This is a genomic window from Pantoea sp. At-9b (assembly GCF_000175935.2).
Taxonomy (GTDB): domain Bacteria; phylum Pseudomonadota; class Gammaproteobacteria; order Enterobacterales; family Enterobacteriaceae; genus Pantoea.
Map to the genome: position 1 here is coordinate 4,166,405 of NC_014837.1, position 15,997 is coordinate 4,182,401.

Annotated in this window: 14 protein-coding genes; 8 read left to right on the top strand and 6 right to left on the bottom strand. The window is 56.1% G+C overall.

Going from position 1 to position 15,997, the window contains the following annotated elements:
• Positions 1-126: 126 nt before the first annotated feature.
• Positions 127-369 carry a DUF1158 domain-containing protein gene (locus PAT9B_RS19260; RefSeq protein ID WP_013510945.1) on the top strand — a complete coding sequence of 81 codons (243 nt, stop codon included), beginning with the start codon at positions 127-129 and terminating at the stop codon, positions 367-369.
• Here the strand turns inward: PAT9B_RS19260 and PAT9B_RS19265 are convergent.
• Together PAT9B_RS19265 and PAT9B_RS19270 are read right to left on the bottom strand one after the other, a co-directional pair.
• On the bottom strand, positions 359-1,003 hold the full coding sequence (locus tag PAT9B_RS19265; protein WP_013510946.1) for an FMN-dependent NADH-azoreductase: 645 nt from the start codon (positions 1,001-1,003) through the stop codon (positions 359-361). The genes PAT9B_RS19260 and PAT9B_RS19265 overlap by 11 nt on opposite strands.
• Before the next feature lie 81 nt (positions 1,004-1,084).
• The gene (locus tag PAT9B_RS19270; RefSeq protein WP_013510947.1) at positions 1,085-2,527 is read right to left on the bottom strand and encodes a PLP-dependent aminotransferase family protein; all 1,443 of its coding nucleotides are present in this window, start codon (positions 2,525-2,527) and stop codon (positions 1,085-1,087) included.
• A gap of 64 nt (positions 2,528-2,591) precedes the next feature.
• Between PAT9B_RS19270 and PAT9B_RS19275 the strand changes: the two genes are divergently transcribed.
• Both PAT9B_RS19275 and mqo read left to right on the top strand, forming a co-directional pair.
• Positions 2,592-3,047, top strand: coding sequence for a carboxymuconolactone decarboxylase family protein (locus tag PAT9B_RS19275; RefSeq protein WP_013510948.1), 456 nt, complete (start codon positions 2,592-2,594; stop codon positions 3,045-3,047).
• A gap of 509 nt (positions 3,048-3,556) precedes the next feature.
• Positions 3,557-5,170 carry a malate dehydrogenase (quinone) gene (gene mqo / locus PAT9B_RS19280; protein WP_013510949.1) on the top strand — a complete coding sequence of 538 codons (1,614 nt, stop codon included), beginning with the start codon at positions 3,557-3,559 and terminating at the stop codon, positions 5,168-5,170.
• Positions 5,171-5,788: 618 nt separating this feature from the next.
• On the opposite strand, the gene PAT9B_RS19285 is transcribed toward mqo, so the two are convergent.
• Positions 5,789-6,382, bottom strand: a complete 594-nt coding sequence (locus tag PAT9B_RS19285) for a LysE family translocator (protein WP_013510950.1) — start codon at positions 6,380-6,382, stop codon at positions 5,789-5,791.
• A gap of 135 nt (positions 6,383-6,517) precedes the next feature.
• On the opposite strand from PAT9B_RS19285, the gene PAT9B_RS19290 reads away from it, so the two are divergent.
• The gene (locus tag PAT9B_RS19290; protein ID WP_013510951.1) at positions 6,518-8,008 is read left to right on the top strand and encodes a PLP-dependent aminotransferase family protein; all 1,491 of its coding nucleotides are present in this window, start codon (positions 6,518-6,520) and stop codon (positions 8,006-8,008) included.
• Here PAT9B_RS19290 and PAT9B_RS19295 read toward each other — a convergent pair.
• Entirely contained in the window at positions 7,975-8,598 is a 624-nt protein-coding gene (locus PAT9B_RS19295; RefSeq protein WP_013510952.1) for a glutathione S-transferase family protein, read from the bottom strand. The genes PAT9B_RS19290 and PAT9B_RS19295 overlap by 34 nt on opposite strands.
• Before the next feature lie 113 nt (positions 8,599-8,711).
• Here PAT9B_RS19295 and PAT9B_RS19300 point away from each other — a divergent pair, with 113 nt between their 5' ends.
• Positions 8,712-9,560, top strand: a complete 849-nt coding sequence (locus PAT9B_RS19300) for a PhzF family phenazine biosynthesis protein (protein ID WP_013510953.1) — start codon at positions 8,712-8,714, stop codon at positions 9,558-9,560.
• 86 nt (positions 9,561-9,646) lie between these two features.
• Here the strand turns inward: PAT9B_RS19300 and PAT9B_RS19305 are convergent, their stop codons facing one another.
• Entirely contained in the window at positions 9,647-10,405 is a 759-nt protein-coding gene (locus PAT9B_RS19305) for an SDR family NAD(P)-dependent oxidoreductase (protein ID WP_013510954.1), read from the bottom strand.
• 115 nt (positions 10,406-10,520) lie between these two features.
• On the opposite strand from PAT9B_RS19305, the gene PAT9B_RS19310 reads away from it, so the two are divergent.
• The 3 genes from PAT9B_RS19310 (at position 10,521) to PAT9B_RS19320 (ending at position 14,078) form a co-directional block, all read left to right on the top strand.
• Complete coding sequence (locus tag PAT9B_RS19310) at positions 10,521-11,420, top strand: LysR family transcriptional regulator (protein ID WP_013510955.1); 900 nt, start codon at positions 10,521-10,523, stop codon at positions 11,418-11,420.
• A 39-nt stretch (positions 11,421-11,459) separates the two neighbouring features.
• Entirely contained in the window at positions 11,460-12,467 is a 1,008-nt protein-coding gene (gene yhjD, locus PAT9B_RS19315; protein ID WP_013510956.1) for an inner membrane protein YhjD, read from the top strand.
• A 276-nt stretch (positions 12,468-12,743) separates the two neighbouring features.
• Positions 12,744-14,078: an MFS transporter gene (locus tag PAT9B_RS19320; RefSeq protein ID WP_013510957.1), complete on the top strand. Its 1,335-nt coding sequence runs from the start codon at positions 12,744-12,746 to the stop codon at positions 14,076-14,078.
• A 288-nt stretch (positions 14,079-14,366) separates the two neighbouring features.
• Here PAT9B_RS19320 and ilvC read toward each other — a convergent pair whose 3' ends face one another.
• Entirely contained in the window at positions 14,367-15,842 is a 1,476-nt protein-coding gene (ilvC, locus tag PAT9B_RS19325) for a ketol-acid reductoisomerase (RefSeq protein ID WP_013510958.1), read from the bottom strand.
• Between the last annotated feature and the right edge of the window lie 155 nt (positions 15,843-15,997).

Sequence of the window (15,997 nt, forward strand, 5' to 3'; positions counted from 1 at the left end):
AACTCTCGCTATTTCTGCTGCTAAGTCGATGGAATAGAAGAAAATTCTTAAGCCTTTCGTCCGAAGGATTGCACCCTGCGGGGCTTTGTGCGCTAATGCCCGCGCGACTTGTTGTGGAATTTTGCGATGAAAAACCCATTAGAAACTCTGATCATCCCTGGTGGCATTTTACTGCTGGGCTTTCTCTCTGCGTTGCTGCTGCCTGCGCCAGCCTTTAGCCTGGCGGTAGCAAAGAGCCTGCAAACCACGTTTCATTTGCAGGATCTGAATCAGCTTTACACCATTGTGTTTTGTCTGTGGTTTTTACTGCTGGGCGCGATTGAATTTTTCGTGATCCGCTTCGTCTGGCGACGCTGGTTCAGGCAGTAACCGTCGCATCAGCCCATTGCGTCACCACCGCATCCAGATCGCGGTATGCCTGTGCCAGCCCCGCTTCCCGGGCAGCCTGGTCCGCAAATGCCAGCGGCTCCGCGTTAACAAACTGCGGTGCCTGGATGCCGATAAACCCGAAGGCGGCGCGCAGAGCGGGCGTTAAGGCATCCATGTCGGCATAGGGCGACCCCGGTTGCAGGCTGGCTCCGCGCGTGGTCAGAAACAGCGCTTTTTGCCGGGTCAGATTACCTATCACATTTTGTTGTTCATCAAAGTGATACGTCAGATTGGTGCGAATGATGGCATCAATATAGGCTTTGAAAGCCGACGGCATGCTCCAGTTGTACATCGGCATGGCGAACAGCAAGGCATCGGCATTGAGCAACTGCGCACACAGGCGATCGGAATCAGCCAGCACCGCCTGCATACGCGGCGTGCGCTGTTCTTCCGGGGTGTATGTCGCCTGGGCAAACTCGCCGGTGACATGGCCCACCGGATGCTGGTCCAGGTCGAGATACTCTACCTGCAACTCAGGCAGTTGCGCCTGCAAACGATCGACAAAATAACGACTTAATGCGCGAGAGTTGGATTTGGCACCTTTCGGGCTGACATCAACATGTAACAGTTTCATCACTCAGATTCCTCATTCGTTGCAATGAGGCGTACCTTAATCCTCCCGATGGACCAGAAAAAGGCACAAGAATGCGGTTTTTTACTGGTCCATTCGCGGTTGATGCGCATCCACCAGCCATTTCAGCCGTTCGGCGCAGCGGGCAAAACCTTCGCGCGGCAACTGGGTGACCCCCAGCAGGAAACCATATTGCCGCCCGTCCTCCTGCTGAAACCAGAGCGAAAGCGGTGAAGGAGCCAGGCCATAGGCCAGCGCCTCACGGGCAATTTGCTGGTCTGGCGTGCCTGCGGGTAAGCGGATAATCACCGCCAACCCGGCGCGTTGTACCTCGCTAAAATGCGGACGTAGCGCCGTGATAATCCCCTCCAGCCGCTCGTGATAAACCCGCTTCATACGCCGCAGATGGCGCAGAAAATGGCCCTCGCGCAGGAACTCCGCTACCGCATCATGCAGCAACGCTGACGAGGCGGGAGCCAGCAGCGCACTGGTATCGGCAAAGCGCGCAGCCAGCCCGGGTGGCACCACGACAAACCCGAGGCGCAGACTGGGACTGAGGGTTTTGCTGAAGGTGCCGACATGGATCACCCGCCCGTCGTTATCAATCGCTGCCAGCGCGGGGGCGGCACGGCTACCGAGTTGTAGCTCGCCAAGGTAATCATCTTCCACGATCCAGCGCTGCTGCGAACTGGCCCATGCCAGTAACGCCTGGCGTCGCGCCAAAGACAGCGTGACCCCCAGCGGGGCCTGCTGACCCGCCGTGACCAGAGCAACAGCGGCATCAGGCGCACGCGCCATGCCTTCCTCCACCTGCAACCCCTCGCTATCCACCGGAATGCCGACAGGCGTGACATGCATTTGCTGCAATGCCGCGCGTGCCAGCATAAAACCGGGCTCTTCCATCCAGGCCTGTTGGCCGTGCAAACCCAGCGCCAGCGCAATCAGACCCAGTGCGCCAGCATAACCATTGGTGATCAAAATCTGGCTGGTCTGGCAATGAATACCGCGCGCCATCGCCAGGTAACCCACCAGCGCCTGACGCAGTGCCAGGCTACCGCGTGGATCGGGATAGCCGCGTGACTGGCTGGCTTGCTGCCGCGCCTGCCGCTGGACAACACGTGACCAGACTTTAGCGGGAAAAGCATCGCTGGCGGGCACACCCATCTGGAAAGTGAGAGGCGCGGTGTCGAAGTCATACACCATATCCAGCAAGGCTGACCCGGTTGCCGCGACCGGCGCGCGTGGCGGTTGGGTTAACGCCGCAGCCGCCACAAAGGTGCCTGCCGCCCCTTTTGCCACCAGCAGTTGGCTATCAACCAACATGTCGTAAGCCCGCCGTACCGTACCGCGCGCCACGCCCAGTTGCACCGCCAGGTCGCGGCACGAAGGCAGCCGCGCGCCAGCCACCAGCTGCCCTTCGGCAATCGCCGTACTGAGTTGCTGGTGCAGCTGTTCACTTAATCCCCGCGTATCGCTACGATCCAACGTCAGGGCGAATGGGCCACTGCTTTTGTCATTTTTTGGCACTTTTGTTGCTCCATACGGCAGTGAACAATGCAGATGCCAACCTTAACTGATTGAGGAACGAAAGATGAGCCAACGTATCGATTTTTACAGCGCCGCGCCTGGTGCCATGAAAGCCCTGGGCGGCGTGTATAGCTATCTGTCACAAACTGGCCTGTCGCACAGCCTGCTGGAGCTGGTATTTCTGCGTGTTTCGCAGATTAACGGCTGTGCTTACTGCATCGATATGCACACCCAGGCGCTGCACAAAGCCGAGATGCCGTGGCACAAAATTGTGTTAACCCAGGTATGGCATGAATCGGGCGCGTTGTTTGATGCCCGGGAACAGGCCGCGCTGGCGTGGGCCGAGAGCCTGACGCTGATTGCCAGCCAGGGTGCACCGCAGGCGCTGTTTGAGCAAGTGAAAGCCGTGTTCAGCGATAAGGAGATTGTGGATCTCAACGTCGCGATTGGTTTGATGAATACCTATAACCGCCTGGCGATCAGTCTGAAAAAGTTACCCGACAGTGCCCCGCGTGATTGAAATTTCTTCTGACGGGCGCGCCAGCACGCGCCCAAATCTGTTATCACACAAATGTAACATTATTTTTACACAACATGGCGAAATATCGCGCAACATAAAAATCGCATAAAAAATCAATTTTCTTTAAATTCAATATTATCATCAAGTTAACATTAACCCGTTGGGGTTAGCTACGTTAAAACCTACACAACCACATCACAATGTCGCAACATGCATGTTTCCGTAACCGTCTGATTAAGGGATAAAAATCCCTTATGACAAGCGGGTTGATCCGATTAATTCTTATGCTGAATCATTTCTGCCTTTAAAAAATAAACAAACGTTTAATTCCGATACGAGAATGTTATATTCGAATGACTATGCATAACGTGCAGTTAACCGTTAGCACCCCCACGACTTAACCTGAGTCTTAACCTTTGAGAAACGGCGCGACGCGCTCGAAAGAAGCGTGGCTGTTTCGCCTGCGAACCTGTTGAACTTCAGGTCAACAGAAGAGGAGATGTCGCCTCATGAGCAAAACTGCGGTAAATCTGGCGCTGGCAGTAAGCGCCGCTGGCATGGATAGCGCAAACCTTCAGGAACGAAAAGACGTCGATGTGCTGTTGATTGGCGCTGGCGTCATGAGCGCTACGTTAGGCACCTGGTTGCAAGACCTGGAGCCGGATTGGTCTATTGAGATGGTCGAACGCCTGGCAACAGTGGCGGAAGAGTCGTCCAATGGCTGGAACAATGCCGGAACCGGTCATGCTGCACTGGCAGAGCTGAACTATACGCCGCAGAAGGCGGATGGCAGCATCGATATCGCGAAAGCGGTGGCGATTAACGAATCGTTCCAGATTTCCCGTCAGTTCTGGGCGTATCACGTTCAGAAAGGCAATCTGCGCAATCCGAAAAGCTTTATCCACAGTACGCCGCACATGAGCTTCGTCTGGGGCGACGACAACGTCGAATTCCTGCGCAAACGTTTCCAGGCACTGCAAAAAAGCACCCTGTTCCGTGGCATGGAATACTCAGAAGAACGCGATCAAATCACGCAGTGGATCCCCCTGGTGATGAATGGTCGCGACAAGAAACAGAAAGTGGCCGCGACCTGGACCGAAATGGGCACCGACGTGAACTTCGGTGAAGTGACGCGCCAGCTGATCGCCTCCCTGGAGAAGAAAGCCAATTTCCGCCTGCGTATGCGTCAGGAAGTGCGTGATATTAAACGCCTGAGTGATGGTCGCTGGCAGGTCACCCTGTTTAACCTCGACAGTGGTGAAAGCCGTCTGCTTACCGCCCGTCAGCTGTTTATCGGCGCTGGCGGCGCAGCGCTACCGCTGCTGCAAAAATCAGGCATCCCGGAAGTAAAAGGCTATGCCGGTTTCCCGGTCGGCGGTTCATTCCTGGTGACAGAGAACCCGGACGTGGTGCAGCAGCATATGGCGAAAGTCTATGGCAAAGCCTCGGTCGGCGCACCGCCGATGTCCGTACCGCACGTTGATACCCGCGTGCTGGATGGCAAACAGGTGCTGTTGTTTGGCCCCTTCGCTACTTTCTCTACCAAATTCCTCAAGCAAGGCTCGCTGCTGGATATGTTCGGCGCGATGAATGGCAGCAACCTGATGCCGATGATGCAGGTTGGCCTGAAAAACTTCGACCTGGTGAAATATCTGGTTGATCAGGTGCTGCAAAGCGACAGCGACCGTATGGAAGCCCTGCGCGCCTATGTCCCTCAGGCGAAGCAGGAAGACTGGCGTCTGGTGACGGCGGGTCAACGTGTGCAGATCATCAAGAACGATGAGAAAGACGGCGGTGTGTTGCGTCTCGGCACTGAAGTGGTCACCTCACAAGATGGCACGATTTCGGCGCTGTTGGGCGCATCACCGGGGGCATCCACTGCCGCACCGATTATGCTCGAACTGATGGCGAAAGCCTTCCCGGAACAGATGCGTTCACCTGAGTGGCAGACCAGAATCCGTGCCGTGATCCCCTCATGGGGCCGTAAGCTGAACGGTGACGTGGCGTTGACGGAGAAAGTGCTGGCCGACACCAGCCGTGTGCTGCAACTCGACTACGCACCGGTAACACCGATGGCGGCGAACGACGAAGGTCGTGAAACCGCACATGTCGTGGGGAAATAGCAGCGGTCTGACTCCGCAGGGGTTCCGCCCGCCAGACATGGCCGAGTTTCAGCCACAACGTGCAGGCGGACGGGCAAAGGTCCGAAGGCGCGGACCTTTGCAATCCGCGCCCTGCGGCGTCCTCGCGCAGCGCTTCGCGCTGTTCCCTCGCTTATCACTCAGGCCGCACGGACCGCGCGGATTCGCCATCCATGGCTCATTCCGCTCTCTCGCCGCATCCATGCGGCTCGTCCTGGCCTTCCCTCTGCGCTCGGCGCTGTGGATGCCGCCAACACCCCGTCTGCAAGACCATCGAATAAAAACCAACAGCAAAAGAAAAACCAAAAACCGGCATGGCTGGGACAGCGGGGGTGTGAGCGCCATCCGAACTCGCTGAGTGCGGGAACGATTCCAGGATGAGCCGCATGGATGCGGCGAAAGGCGGCGTTGAGCAGGAGCGAATCGACGCCGGTCCGTCGGAAGCGTGAGTAAGCGAAGGGACCGCGAAGCGGCGAGGCAGGCGGCGCAGGGCCGGGGAATGCAAAGGGGACGGCCAGGTCCCCTTTGCTCGGTCGCCGCACCGGCGAACTGAAACTGCCAGTGCCTGTAGCGAACGAAACCACGCCATAGCAAACGAAATCACACGGAGGCGAACGAAATCGCGTCAACCAACATCCATCCGGTGGTCACCACCAGCGACAGCGCCATCAGGCTATTGAAGGCCTGACGCTTCCAGGCAATTTGCAGATGGTTGCGTAAGCGATCGCCCAGCGCTGCCCAAATCAGAATGCACGGCAGGTTCAACAGCGCAAATCCCACCACGATTGCCATTACCCCATTGCTGTTGGCATACATCAGCGCCACGTTAGTCGCCATCAGCCACGCTTTGGGGTTGACCGCCTGGAAGCAGGCTCCGGCAAGCACCGTCATCGGCTGGACGCTTTCCCGCGCTTGCGGCGCTCCGGCACGAAAGATCTTCCATGACAGCCACAGCAGGTAGCCACATCCCACCAACGTTAACGGCAGGCGCACGGCGCTCATCCAGTGCAGCAGCACCTCCAGCGCGACCCCGGCCAGTACCACCTGTACCGCGCAGCCCAGCATGATACCCAGCACCATCGGCAGGGTACGTTTCAGGCCAAAATTCACCCCGGAGGTTGCCAGCAGCAGGTTGTTCGGGCCGGGGGTGATCGACATAACGGTGACATAACTGAAGAAAGAGGGATCGAGCATGATGCAGTTCCTGATTGATCAACATAACGTCATGCTAATCGTCACGACGCAATGGAAACAGAGACACAAAATGACTATTGTTATGGTTACAGTTTGCCAATTTGTTAATTGTACCCATCGAATGTGGAGGCTTTTGTGTCCCTACCTCTTTCCTCTGGCCAGACGTTGTACCAACAACTTGCCGACAGCTTTGCGGAGTCTATCCACCAGGGGACGCTCAAGCCCGGTAAACGTCTGCCCGCGATACGCCGGGTGGCACAATCCCATCAGGTCAGCATCAATACGGTGCTCAATGCCTGGCAAATCCTCGAAGATCGCGGCCTGATCGAAGCACGCCCTCAGTCCGGGTATTACGTGCGCAGCGTGTTACCCGCCTTGACGCGCCCGGTGCAGAAAATGCGCGCACAGGTGGATGACCCCAGTGCACAAAAGCTGGAGCTGATTGAACAGGTGTTTGCAGCGCAGAATAATCCGGACTACACCAATATCTCGCTGGCCTGCCCGCAGGATAGCGAGCTGTTTCCCGCCGCACGGCTGGGACGCATTACCGCGTCCCTGGTCCGTCGCGATCCGGATCTCATCGGTCGCTACGTGCTTCCGCCGGGTAGTAAGCGCTTACGGGAGGAGATTGCCCGCCGCAGCCTGCACGTGGGTATCAATCTGACGGTCGACGACATCACCCTCACCCACGGCTGCATGGAAGCGTTGCAGCTGGCGTTACGCGCGGTAACTCAGCCCGGCGACTGCGTTGGACTGGAATCCCCCACCTACTTCTTTCTCTTCCCGCTACTGGCCTCACTCGGGCTGAAGGCGCTGGAGATTCCGACCGATCCGCAACAAGGGTTATCGCTGGACGCGCTGGAGATGTTATTGCAGGAGCAACGTATCCAGGCGCTGATCGCTATGCCTGGCGCACAGAATCCACTCGGTTACGTGATGCCACTGGCGAATAAGAAACGCCTGGCGAAGTTGGTGAATACTTACCAGCTTCCACTGATTGAAGATGGTCTGTACGACGAATTGCAGTTTGACTGGCCACTGTCACCGCCGGTCAAGGCGTTCGACAGCGAGGGCTGGGTGATCTACTGCACCAGCTTTACCAAAACCGTGGCCCCGGATTTTCGCGTTGGCTGGACGGCAGCAGGCCGTTTTCACGACAAAATTGCCCGGCTGAAGGCGGTGTCCTCGATGTCGGAGTCACGCCTGTTGAGCGAAGTGCTGGCAGAGTTTCTCGCCAGCGGTGGCTACGATCACCATCTGCGCACCCTGCGCCGTCGCTACGCGGCCAACCTTGATGCGGCGCGCGGTATTATCGCCCGCCATTTCCCACAAGGGACGCGCGCTACCCTGCCGCGGGGTGGCTTTGTGTTTTGGCTAGAGTTGCCGGGAAAAGTGGATACCGTGGAGATGTTTCATCGGTTGTTGCAAGAGCAAATTTGCGTCACGCCGGGTGCGCTGTACTCACTGAGTGAGCGCTACACCCATGCGCTGCGCCTCTCCTGCTGCTATCCGTTCGATGCGCGTTACACCTGGGCACTGGAGCGTACCGGCGCGCTGGCCTGCGAATTAAGCGGTCTGCCGCCGGGACAGGATCAAGGCGTGCCGTTGCGGCCCCAGGTGGTATAGCCTTCGCGTTCCGTCAGGCGTTCGTAATAGGTCCGTACTGCTGGCAGGTCGGCATGGTCCAGCGGGGTTTCAAACCAGCGGTTCACCGCCAAACCGACCGGAATATCCGCCAGCGTAAAGTTGCGACCTGCTACGTAGCGCCCGGTTTTTTCCAGTTGCTGGTTGAGAATACCCATGGTGTGATTCCAGCCCTTGCAGGCCGCCGCCAGCAGGCGTTCATCCTGGTGGGCAGGGGAATTGCGCACCAGCGACATAAACGCATAGCGCCATGAAGTGTTAAGTTCAGTGGCTTGCCAGTCGGTCCATTGATCGATCGGCGCACGGGCGCGGGGATTTTCCGGGTAGAGCCACTCACCGCCGTAACTGGTGGCGAGATAGCGCAGGATGGCATTGGATTCCCACATGACGAAATCGTCTTCGATAATCACCGGGATCATGGCATTGGGGTTGAGCGCCAGAAAGTCAGGCGAATGCAGCGATTTGTTTTCATCGCCCCAGACTTCGTGTTCATAAGGGATATCCAGCTCTGCACACAGCCACAACACTTTGCGCACGTTAATTGACGATGTGCGGCCAAGAATTTTTAACATAGCGAACTCCGGTTGCATAATTGTTAATCTATTCATAGCCCTATTGATTACCTTTAGCAATTAACATCATGTAAATCCGGATTTCAGACCACCTCAACGAGGAAGGAGTGCCAATGAAGGTCGCGTTTAAACAAGTGGATGTCTTTACCTCATCAGCCTTTCGCGGTAATCCGCTGGCGGTGATCATGGATGCGCAGGGATTAAGCGATGCGCAGCTGGCCGCCATTGCGCGCTGGACCAATTTGTCGGAAACCACCTTTGTACTGCCCCCTACGGCTGCCGCCGCGGATTATCGCGTGCGCATCTTTACCCCGGGTGGCGAGCTGCCGTTTGCCGGACATCCGACACTTGGCACTGCTCATGCACTGCTTGAAGCGGGCTGGCCACTGAAGACACCGGGCAAAATTGTGCAGGAGTGCGGCGTGGGTCTGGTGGACGTCAGGATCAGTGCTGACGGTGCGCTGGCCTTCGCCGCCCCGGCAGCCAGTCTGACGCCTTTCAGCGATGCGCTGATCGGCAGCGCCATCAACAGCGACGCCTTAGATGACACCCAGTCGCCAACGGTGGTGGATATGGGGATTCGCTGGCTGCTGTTACCCATGACCAGTGCTGCGGCGGTACGAGAGATTCAGGCCAATGCCAGCGACCTGCTGCGCTTGCAAAAACACGCTAAGGTGAATGGCATCGCCCCGTTTGGCCCACTGCCACAGGGAGAAAGCGAGCAATATGAATTGCGCGCGTTGTTTATCGAGAATGGCACTCTGGTGGAAGACCCGGTGACCGGCAGCGCCAACGCCTGTCTGGCACGCTATTTCGCGGCACAGGGCCACAGCACTGACTACCACGCCCGTCAGGGTAGCGTGATTCAGCGTGACGGACGGATTCAGGTCAGTTTCACCGCCGAGAGCATCTGGATCGGCGGTCAGACAGTGACGGTGATCGACGGCACCATCGAGGTATAACGCACCGATGCAAATTGCGCGATAAATCGCGCCGCTACGGTGTCGGCAAGTATTTGTAGCGGCGCAATTTATTGCGCGGGGATTGATTAGAGCGCTTGCCCGCCGGATGCTTCGATGCGCTGCGCGGTGATCCAGCCGGTTTCATCGCTCAGGATCGCACTGACTGCGTCGCCGATATCATCCGGCAGCCCCACGCGGCCCAGCGCCGTCAGCGAGGCAATGGTGTCGTTGATTTCTTTGGTGTCGCGAACGCGGCCACCACCGAAATCCGTCTCAATCGCGCCCGGTGCCAGGATGTTGACGCGGATACGCCGCTCACCCAGCTCTTTCGCCTGGTAGCGCGTCAGCACTTCCATCGCCCCTTTCATGGACGCATAGGTACTTGAACCCGGATAGGTGATGCGCGTCAGGCCGCTGGAGATATTGAGAATACGGCCACCATCAATAATCACTGGCAGCAGCTTCTGGGTAAGGAAGTACGGCCCTTTAAAGTGCACGTTGACCAATGCGTCAAACTCATCCTCGGTGGTTTCGCTGAACAGCTTGTAGTGACCGTGCCCGGCGTTGTTCACTAAGTAGTCAAAGTTGTCTCGCTGCCACACCTTTTGCAGCGTCTCTTTAACCTGGCTCACAAAGCCATCAAACTGGCGGATGTCACCGACATCCAGCAGCAGCGCGGCAGCACGCGCCCCCAGCGCTTCAATCTCCTTCACCACCGCCTCTGCTTCTTCTGCATGGCTACGGTAGGTAAAAATAATATCGGTGCCTTTTGCGGCCAGTTTTAGCGCGGCATTCTTGCCTAAACCGCGGTTGCCGCCGGTAATCAACGCAATTTTGTGACTCATGATTCGCTCCTGTTGCAAAATTGAACACGTTTCAAGGATATTCTCTGAGGTTTGATCTATAAACTCGTTGTAATGCGCTGCACTGTTTCACTAACAACAACAATCGGTGAACAACATGGATAAAATTCACGCAATGCAGGTTTTTGTGCGGGTGGCAGAAATGGGCAGTTTTACCCGCGCGGCAGAGAGCCTTGGTTTGCCGAAAGGCAGCGTATCGCGCCAGTTACAGGCGCTGGAAAATCAAATGGGTACACGGTTGCTCCATCGCACCACGCGCCGTGTCCATCTCACCCAGGATGGGCTGGTTTATTACGATCGCTGCCTCGATTTGCTGTCGATGCTGGATGATATGGACAGCCTGTTTCAGCATGACCCGGCGACGCTGAGCGGCAAATTACGCGTGGATATGTCGGTCGCCATGGCGACCGGTTTTATCCTGCCGCGTTTGCCGGAGTTCTTGCAGCACTATCCCGGCATTGAGATTGAGCTTAGCAGCAGCGATCGCCAGGTGGATGTGATCCGTGAAGGATTTGACTGCGTGATACGCGTGGGGGAACTGAAAGATTCCGGCCTGATTGCGCGTAAAATCGGAACCCATGCCTTGATTAACTGCGCCAGCCCCGATTACCTTTCCCGCTTCGGTAGGCCGGTGCGCCTCGAAGATTTATCGCAGCATGCGATGGTGCATTACACCCAGCAGTTGGGCCAGCCGTCGTCAGGCTTTGAATATTTTGATGGCAAGCAGACGCACTATATTCAGACCGGCGGCGTGGTGACGGTCAACAGTACCGAAACCTATCGCGCGGCCTGTATTGCCGGGCTGGGGATTATTCAGGTGCCCGCGATTGGCGTGCAGCCGTTGCTGGAGTCCGGGCAACTGGTGGAGGTGCTGCATCACTTCCCGGCTAAACCGATGCCGATTTCGTTGCTCTATCCGCATCGACGCAATGTCGCGCGTCGTGTACGGGTGTTTATGGAGTGGTTGAGCCAGGTCTTGCAGGAGTACGTCACTTAGCAGGCTATAATTTTAATTTCGCTGTGAACAGGATGATGAATGTCTATGACGGACGAAAAATATCAGGAAAAGGCGGCTGAGCAAAAGCCGCTGATTGATCTGAAAACCGGTAACCAGCACGTGGACCGCTCGATTGTGCATGTCTCGCGCTTCGCGGCCTGGTTTCAGGCCATCCCGGCGGTAGCCCATTTTCTGCGCGCGCTGGAGCGATTTAACGATCGCCTCGGCAGCCAGTTTGGTGCCGCCATTACTTACTTCTCGTTTCTCTCATTGATACCGATTTTGATGGTCTCCTTTGCGGCGGTCGGTTTTGTGCTGGCGTCGAATCAGGATTTACTCACGGAGTTGATCAACAAAATCGTCAACAGTATCAGCGATCCCAACCTCGCCAATACCCTGAAAAACACCGTCAATACTGCCATTCAGCAACGCGCGACCGTTGGCCTGACCGGCCTGCTGCTGGCGCTCTACTCAGGCATTAACTGGATGGGTAACCTGCGCGAAGCGATTCGCGCGCAATCACGCGATGTGTGGGAACGGAAACCTGATGATCAGGAAAAATTCTGGAAGAAATATATTCGTGATTTTATCTCGCTCACCGGCCTGATGCTGGCGCTGGTCATCACGTTATCCCTGACCTCAGTGGCCGGAGCGGCGCAGGCGGCGATTGTGCAGGCACTGGGGTTGGATCATATTGAGTGGCTGCGCCCGGCATTGACCATCATTACCCTGATCATCTCCATCTTTGCTAATTATCTGCTGTTCCTGTGGATTTTCTGGATTCTGCCCCGCCATAAACCGCGTAAGAAAGCGCTGTTTCGCGGCACCTTGCTGGCGGCTATCGGCTTCGAAGTGATTAAGTTTGTCATGACCATTACCCTGCCAAAACTGGCAACCTCACCCTCCGGCGCGGCTTTCGGTTCGGTTTTGGGTCTGATGGCCTTTTTCTATTTCTTTGCGCGTCTGACGCTGTTCTGTGCCGCCTGGATCGCCACCGCCAGATATAAAGATGATAAAGAGATGCCGCAGCCCCACCAGCAACATTAGTTACATTTGCCGCAACAGCCAAAAATGTTCCCCATTGGCTGTTTTTGCGGCAAAACCCAGCAGGAATCGCTAAAGGGTCACTTTTATTTGGCCCTTTTGCAGAGATTCCCGCCAAAAAAGCCGCCGTTCCCCTTCCCATCCGCCGCCGATTGCATGAACTCAGAAATTATCCTCTTTTTCGCCGAAAAAGCCTGTTGCGACGGGGTTTTTCGCCATTGAATGACGCAAAACAGGTGCGTAAGATTCTTTGTTTCAATTTACAATTAAGAAACAGTTATGCAAGCCTCCATCACAGAACCACTCGACAAAAAACACGACGACACGCCCGTTAATTCACGCGGCAAAGTGGTTGTGGCATCTCTTGTCGGCACCGCAATTGAATTCTTCGATTTCTACATCTACGCCACTGCGGCGGTGATTGTTTTCCCACATATTTTCTTCCCACAAGGTGATGCCACGGTCGCGACGCTACAGTCCCTGGCAACCTTTGCCATTGCCTTCGTTGCACGTCCGATTGGTTCAGCGGTGTTTGGTCACTTTGGCGACCGCGTGGGCCGTAAAGCCACACTGGTGGCTTCGCTGCTGACCATGGGGGTCTCAACCGTACTGATCGGCCTGCTGCCGGGTTACCAGACCATTGGTGTCGCTGCGCCGCTGCTGCTGGCGCTGGCACGTTTTGGTCAGGGTCTGGGCCTCGGCGGTGAATGGGGCGGTGCTGCGTTGCTGGCAACCGAGAATGCCCCGGCGAAAAAACGTGCGCTGTACGGCTCGTTCCCGCAGCTGGGCGCGCCGATTGGCTTCTTCTTCGCTAACGGCACCTTCCTGCTGCTCTCCTGGCTGCTGACTGACGAGCAGTTCATGCAATGGGGCTGGCGTGTACCTTTTATCCTCTCAGCGGTGCTGGTAATTATCGGTTTGTATGTGCGTGTGTCGCTGCATGAAAGCCCGGTGTTTGCCAAAGTACAGAAAGAGAAAAAACAGGTACGCGTACCGATTGGCACCCTGCTGAGCAAACATCTGCTCGCGACCATCCTCGGCACCTTTATCATGCTCGCCACCTACACGCTGTTCTACATCATGACCGTGTATTCCATGAGCTACGGCACCGCGCCTGCGCCGGTCGGTCTTGGCTATTCACGTAACAGCTTCCTGTGGATGCTGATGGTGGCAGTAATTGGTTTTGGTGTGATGGTACCGATTGCGGGCCTGCTGGCTGACCGTTTCGGTCGCCGTAAAACCATGATCACCATTACCCTGATGATTATCGCGTTCGCCTTTATGTTCCCGGCGCTGCTCGGTTCGGGTTCACAAGTGCTGGTGATGGGCTTCCTGCTGCTCGGCCTGAGCATTATGGGCCTGACCTTTGGTCCGATGGGCGCATTGCTGCCAGAACTGTTCCCGACGGAAGTGCGTTATACCGGTGCCTCGTTCTCGTATAACCTGTCGTCGATTCTGGGGGCATCCGTTGCACCTTATATCGCAACCTGGTTGAACGCGAACTACGGTTTGCAGGCGGTGGGTTTCTATCTGGCTTCGATGGCGGCATTGACCTTGATTGCGTTGATTGCCTGCAAAGAGACACGTAATCAGACGTTGTATGAAGCGGTGTGATGCGCTGAAGTGTTAAATACGAAACCCGGCTCAGGCCGGGTTTTTTATTGGGGTAAGGTGCGGCTTGTTACCCTCACCCTAACCCTCTCCCGCAAGCGGGAGAGGGAACTGATCGAGCCTATGGCACATCTCCCTCTCCCATAAACGGGGAGGGCACCGATCGAGCATATGGCACACCTCCCTCTCCCTCATGGGAGAGGGCCGGGGTGAGGGTAACAGCACGCACCTTAACAAAAAAACCCCGGCAAGCCGGGGTTTTTCGTTGCTGAAAACTGTGTCGCGAACGGATTAACCCGCTACGGCGATACGTTTCATGTCGGTCATGTAGCCACGCAGTTTGCGGCCAACCGCTTCGATCGGGTGCTGACGAATCGCTTCGTTCACGTCACGCAGCTGCGCGTTGTCTACCTGAGTGCCTTCCACTGCTTTGCCCAGGTCGCCCGGTTGCAGGGTAGTCATGAACTCTTTCAGCAGCGGTACAGCCGCGAAGGAGAACAGGTAGTTACCGTATTCAGCAGTATCAGAGATAACGACGTTCATTTCATACAGGCGCTTACGTGCGATGGTGTTCGCGATCAGCGGCAGCTCGTGCAGTGATTCGTAGTAAGCAGACTCTTCAATGATGCCCGCGTCGATCATGGTTTCGAATGCCAGCTCAACGCCTGCTTTCACCATGGCAACCATCAGAACGCCTTTGTCGTAGTATTCCTGCTCTTCGATTTTGCCAGCGAACTGCGGTGCGGTTTCGAACGCGGTTTTACCGGTCTCTTCACGCCAGGTCAGCAGGTTTTTGTCGTCATTGGCCCAGTCAGCCATCATGCCAGAAGAGAACTCACCAGAGATGATGTCATCCATGTGCTTCTGGAACAGCGGAGCCATGATGCCTTTCAGCTGCTCTGACAGTGCGTAAGCACGCAGTTTAGCCGGGTTAGACAGGCGATCCATCATCAGGGTGATACCGCCGAATTTCAGCGATTCGGTGATGGTTTCCCAGCCGAACTGAATCAGTTTCTCAACGTAAGCAGCATCGTTACCTTCTGCCACCAGCTTGTCGAAGCACAGCAGAGAACCGGCCTGCAACATACCGCACAGGATGGTCTGCTCACCCATCAGGTCAGATTTCACTTCAGCAACGAAAGAGGATTCCAGTACGCCAGCACGGTCACCACCGGTCGCCGAGGCCCAGGCTTTAGCAATCGCCAGACCTTCGCCTTTCGGATCGTTTTCCGGGTGAACCGCAATCAGGGTCGGCACACCGAAGCCACGCTTGTACTCTTCACGAACTTCAGTACCCGGGCACTTCGGTGCCACCATCACCACGGTGATGTCTTTACGGATGGTTTCGCCCACTTCAACGATGTTGAAACCGTGTGAGTAGCCCAGCGCTGCGCCGTCTTTCATCAGCGGTTGTACCGCCTGCACCACCGCAGAGTGCTGCTTGTCCGGCGTCAGGTTAACCACCAGGTCAGCCTGCGGGATCAGCTCTTCGTAAGTACCCACTTTGAAGCCGTTATCGGTCGCTTTGCGGAAGGAAGCACGCTTTTCAGCAATCGCTTCAGCACGCAGGGCGTAAGCAATGTCCAGACCGGAATCACGCATGTTCAGACCCTGGTTCAGGCCCTGAGCACCACAGCCAACGATGACGACTTTTTTCCCTTTCAGGAAGCTGGCGCCATCCGCGAATTCATCGCGCGCCATGAAACGACATTTGCCTAACTGCGCTAACTGGTTGCGCAGGTTCAAAGTGTTGAAGTAGTTAGCCATGGGTACTCCGGTTTGATGTTGTGTTTGCTTTGTTCAGTAACGACGCCATAACCAGCGTCGCGAATGACCCCATCATATGACAGGAAATCTGTTGCTTAAATTGATATATTTACAAGGTCACGTTGCAGGATTTGCAATATTACTTCGAGGTTACC

What these genes read in the sequence shown, in the direction of transcription:
- PAT9B_RS19275 (WP_013510948.1), top strand. Translation starts at nt 2,592, where the DNA reads ATGAGCCAACGTATCGATTTTTACAGCGCCGCGCCTGGTGCCATGAAA.
- PAT9B_RS19305 (WP_013510954.1), bottom strand. Translation starts at nt 10,405, where the DNA reads ATGAGTCACAAAATTGCGTTGATTACCGGCGGCAACCGCGGTTTAGGC.
- PAT9B_RS19295 (WP_013510952.1), bottom strand. Translation starts at nt 8,598, where the DNA reads ATGTTAAAAATTCTTGGCCGCACATCGTCAATTAACGTGCGCAAAGTG.
- PAT9B_RS19310 (WP_013510955.1), top strand. Translation starts at nt 10,521, where the DNA reads ATGGATAAAATTCACGCAATGCAGGTTTTTGTGCGGGTGGCAGAAATG.
- PAT9B_RS19320 (WP_013510957.1), top strand. Translation starts at nt 12,744, where the DNA reads ATGCAAGCCTCCATCACAGAACCACTCGACAAAAAACACGACGACACG.
- PAT9B_RS19260 (WP_013510945.1), top strand. Translation starts at nt 127, where the DNA reads ATGAAAAACCCATTAGAAACTCTGATCATCCCTGGTGGCATTTTACTG.
- ilvC (WP_013510958.1), bottom strand. Translation starts at nt 15,842, where the DNA reads ATGGCTAACTACTTCAACACTTTGAACCTGCGCAACCAGTTAGCGCAG.
- yhjD (WP_013510956.1), top strand. Translation starts at nt 11,460, where the DNA reads ATGTCTATGACGGACGAAAAATATCAGGAAAAGGCGGCTGAGCAAAAG.
- PAT9B_RS19300 (WP_013510953.1), top strand. Translation starts at nt 8,712, where the DNA reads ATGAAGGTCGCGTTTAAACAAGTGGATGTCTTTACCTCATCAGCCTTT.
- PAT9B_RS19285 (WP_013510950.1), bottom strand. Translation starts at nt 6,382, where the DNA reads ATGCTCGATCCCTCTTTCTTCAGTTATGTCACCGTTATGTCGATCACC.
- PAT9B_RS19265 (WP_013510946.1), bottom strand. Translation starts at nt 1,003, where the DNA reads ATGAAACTGTTACATGTTGATGTCAGCCCGAAAGGTGCCAAATCCAAC.
- mqo (WP_013510949.1), top strand. Translation starts at nt 3,557, where the DNA reads ATGAGCAAAACTGCGGTAAATCTGGCGCTGGCAGTAAGCGCCGCTGGC.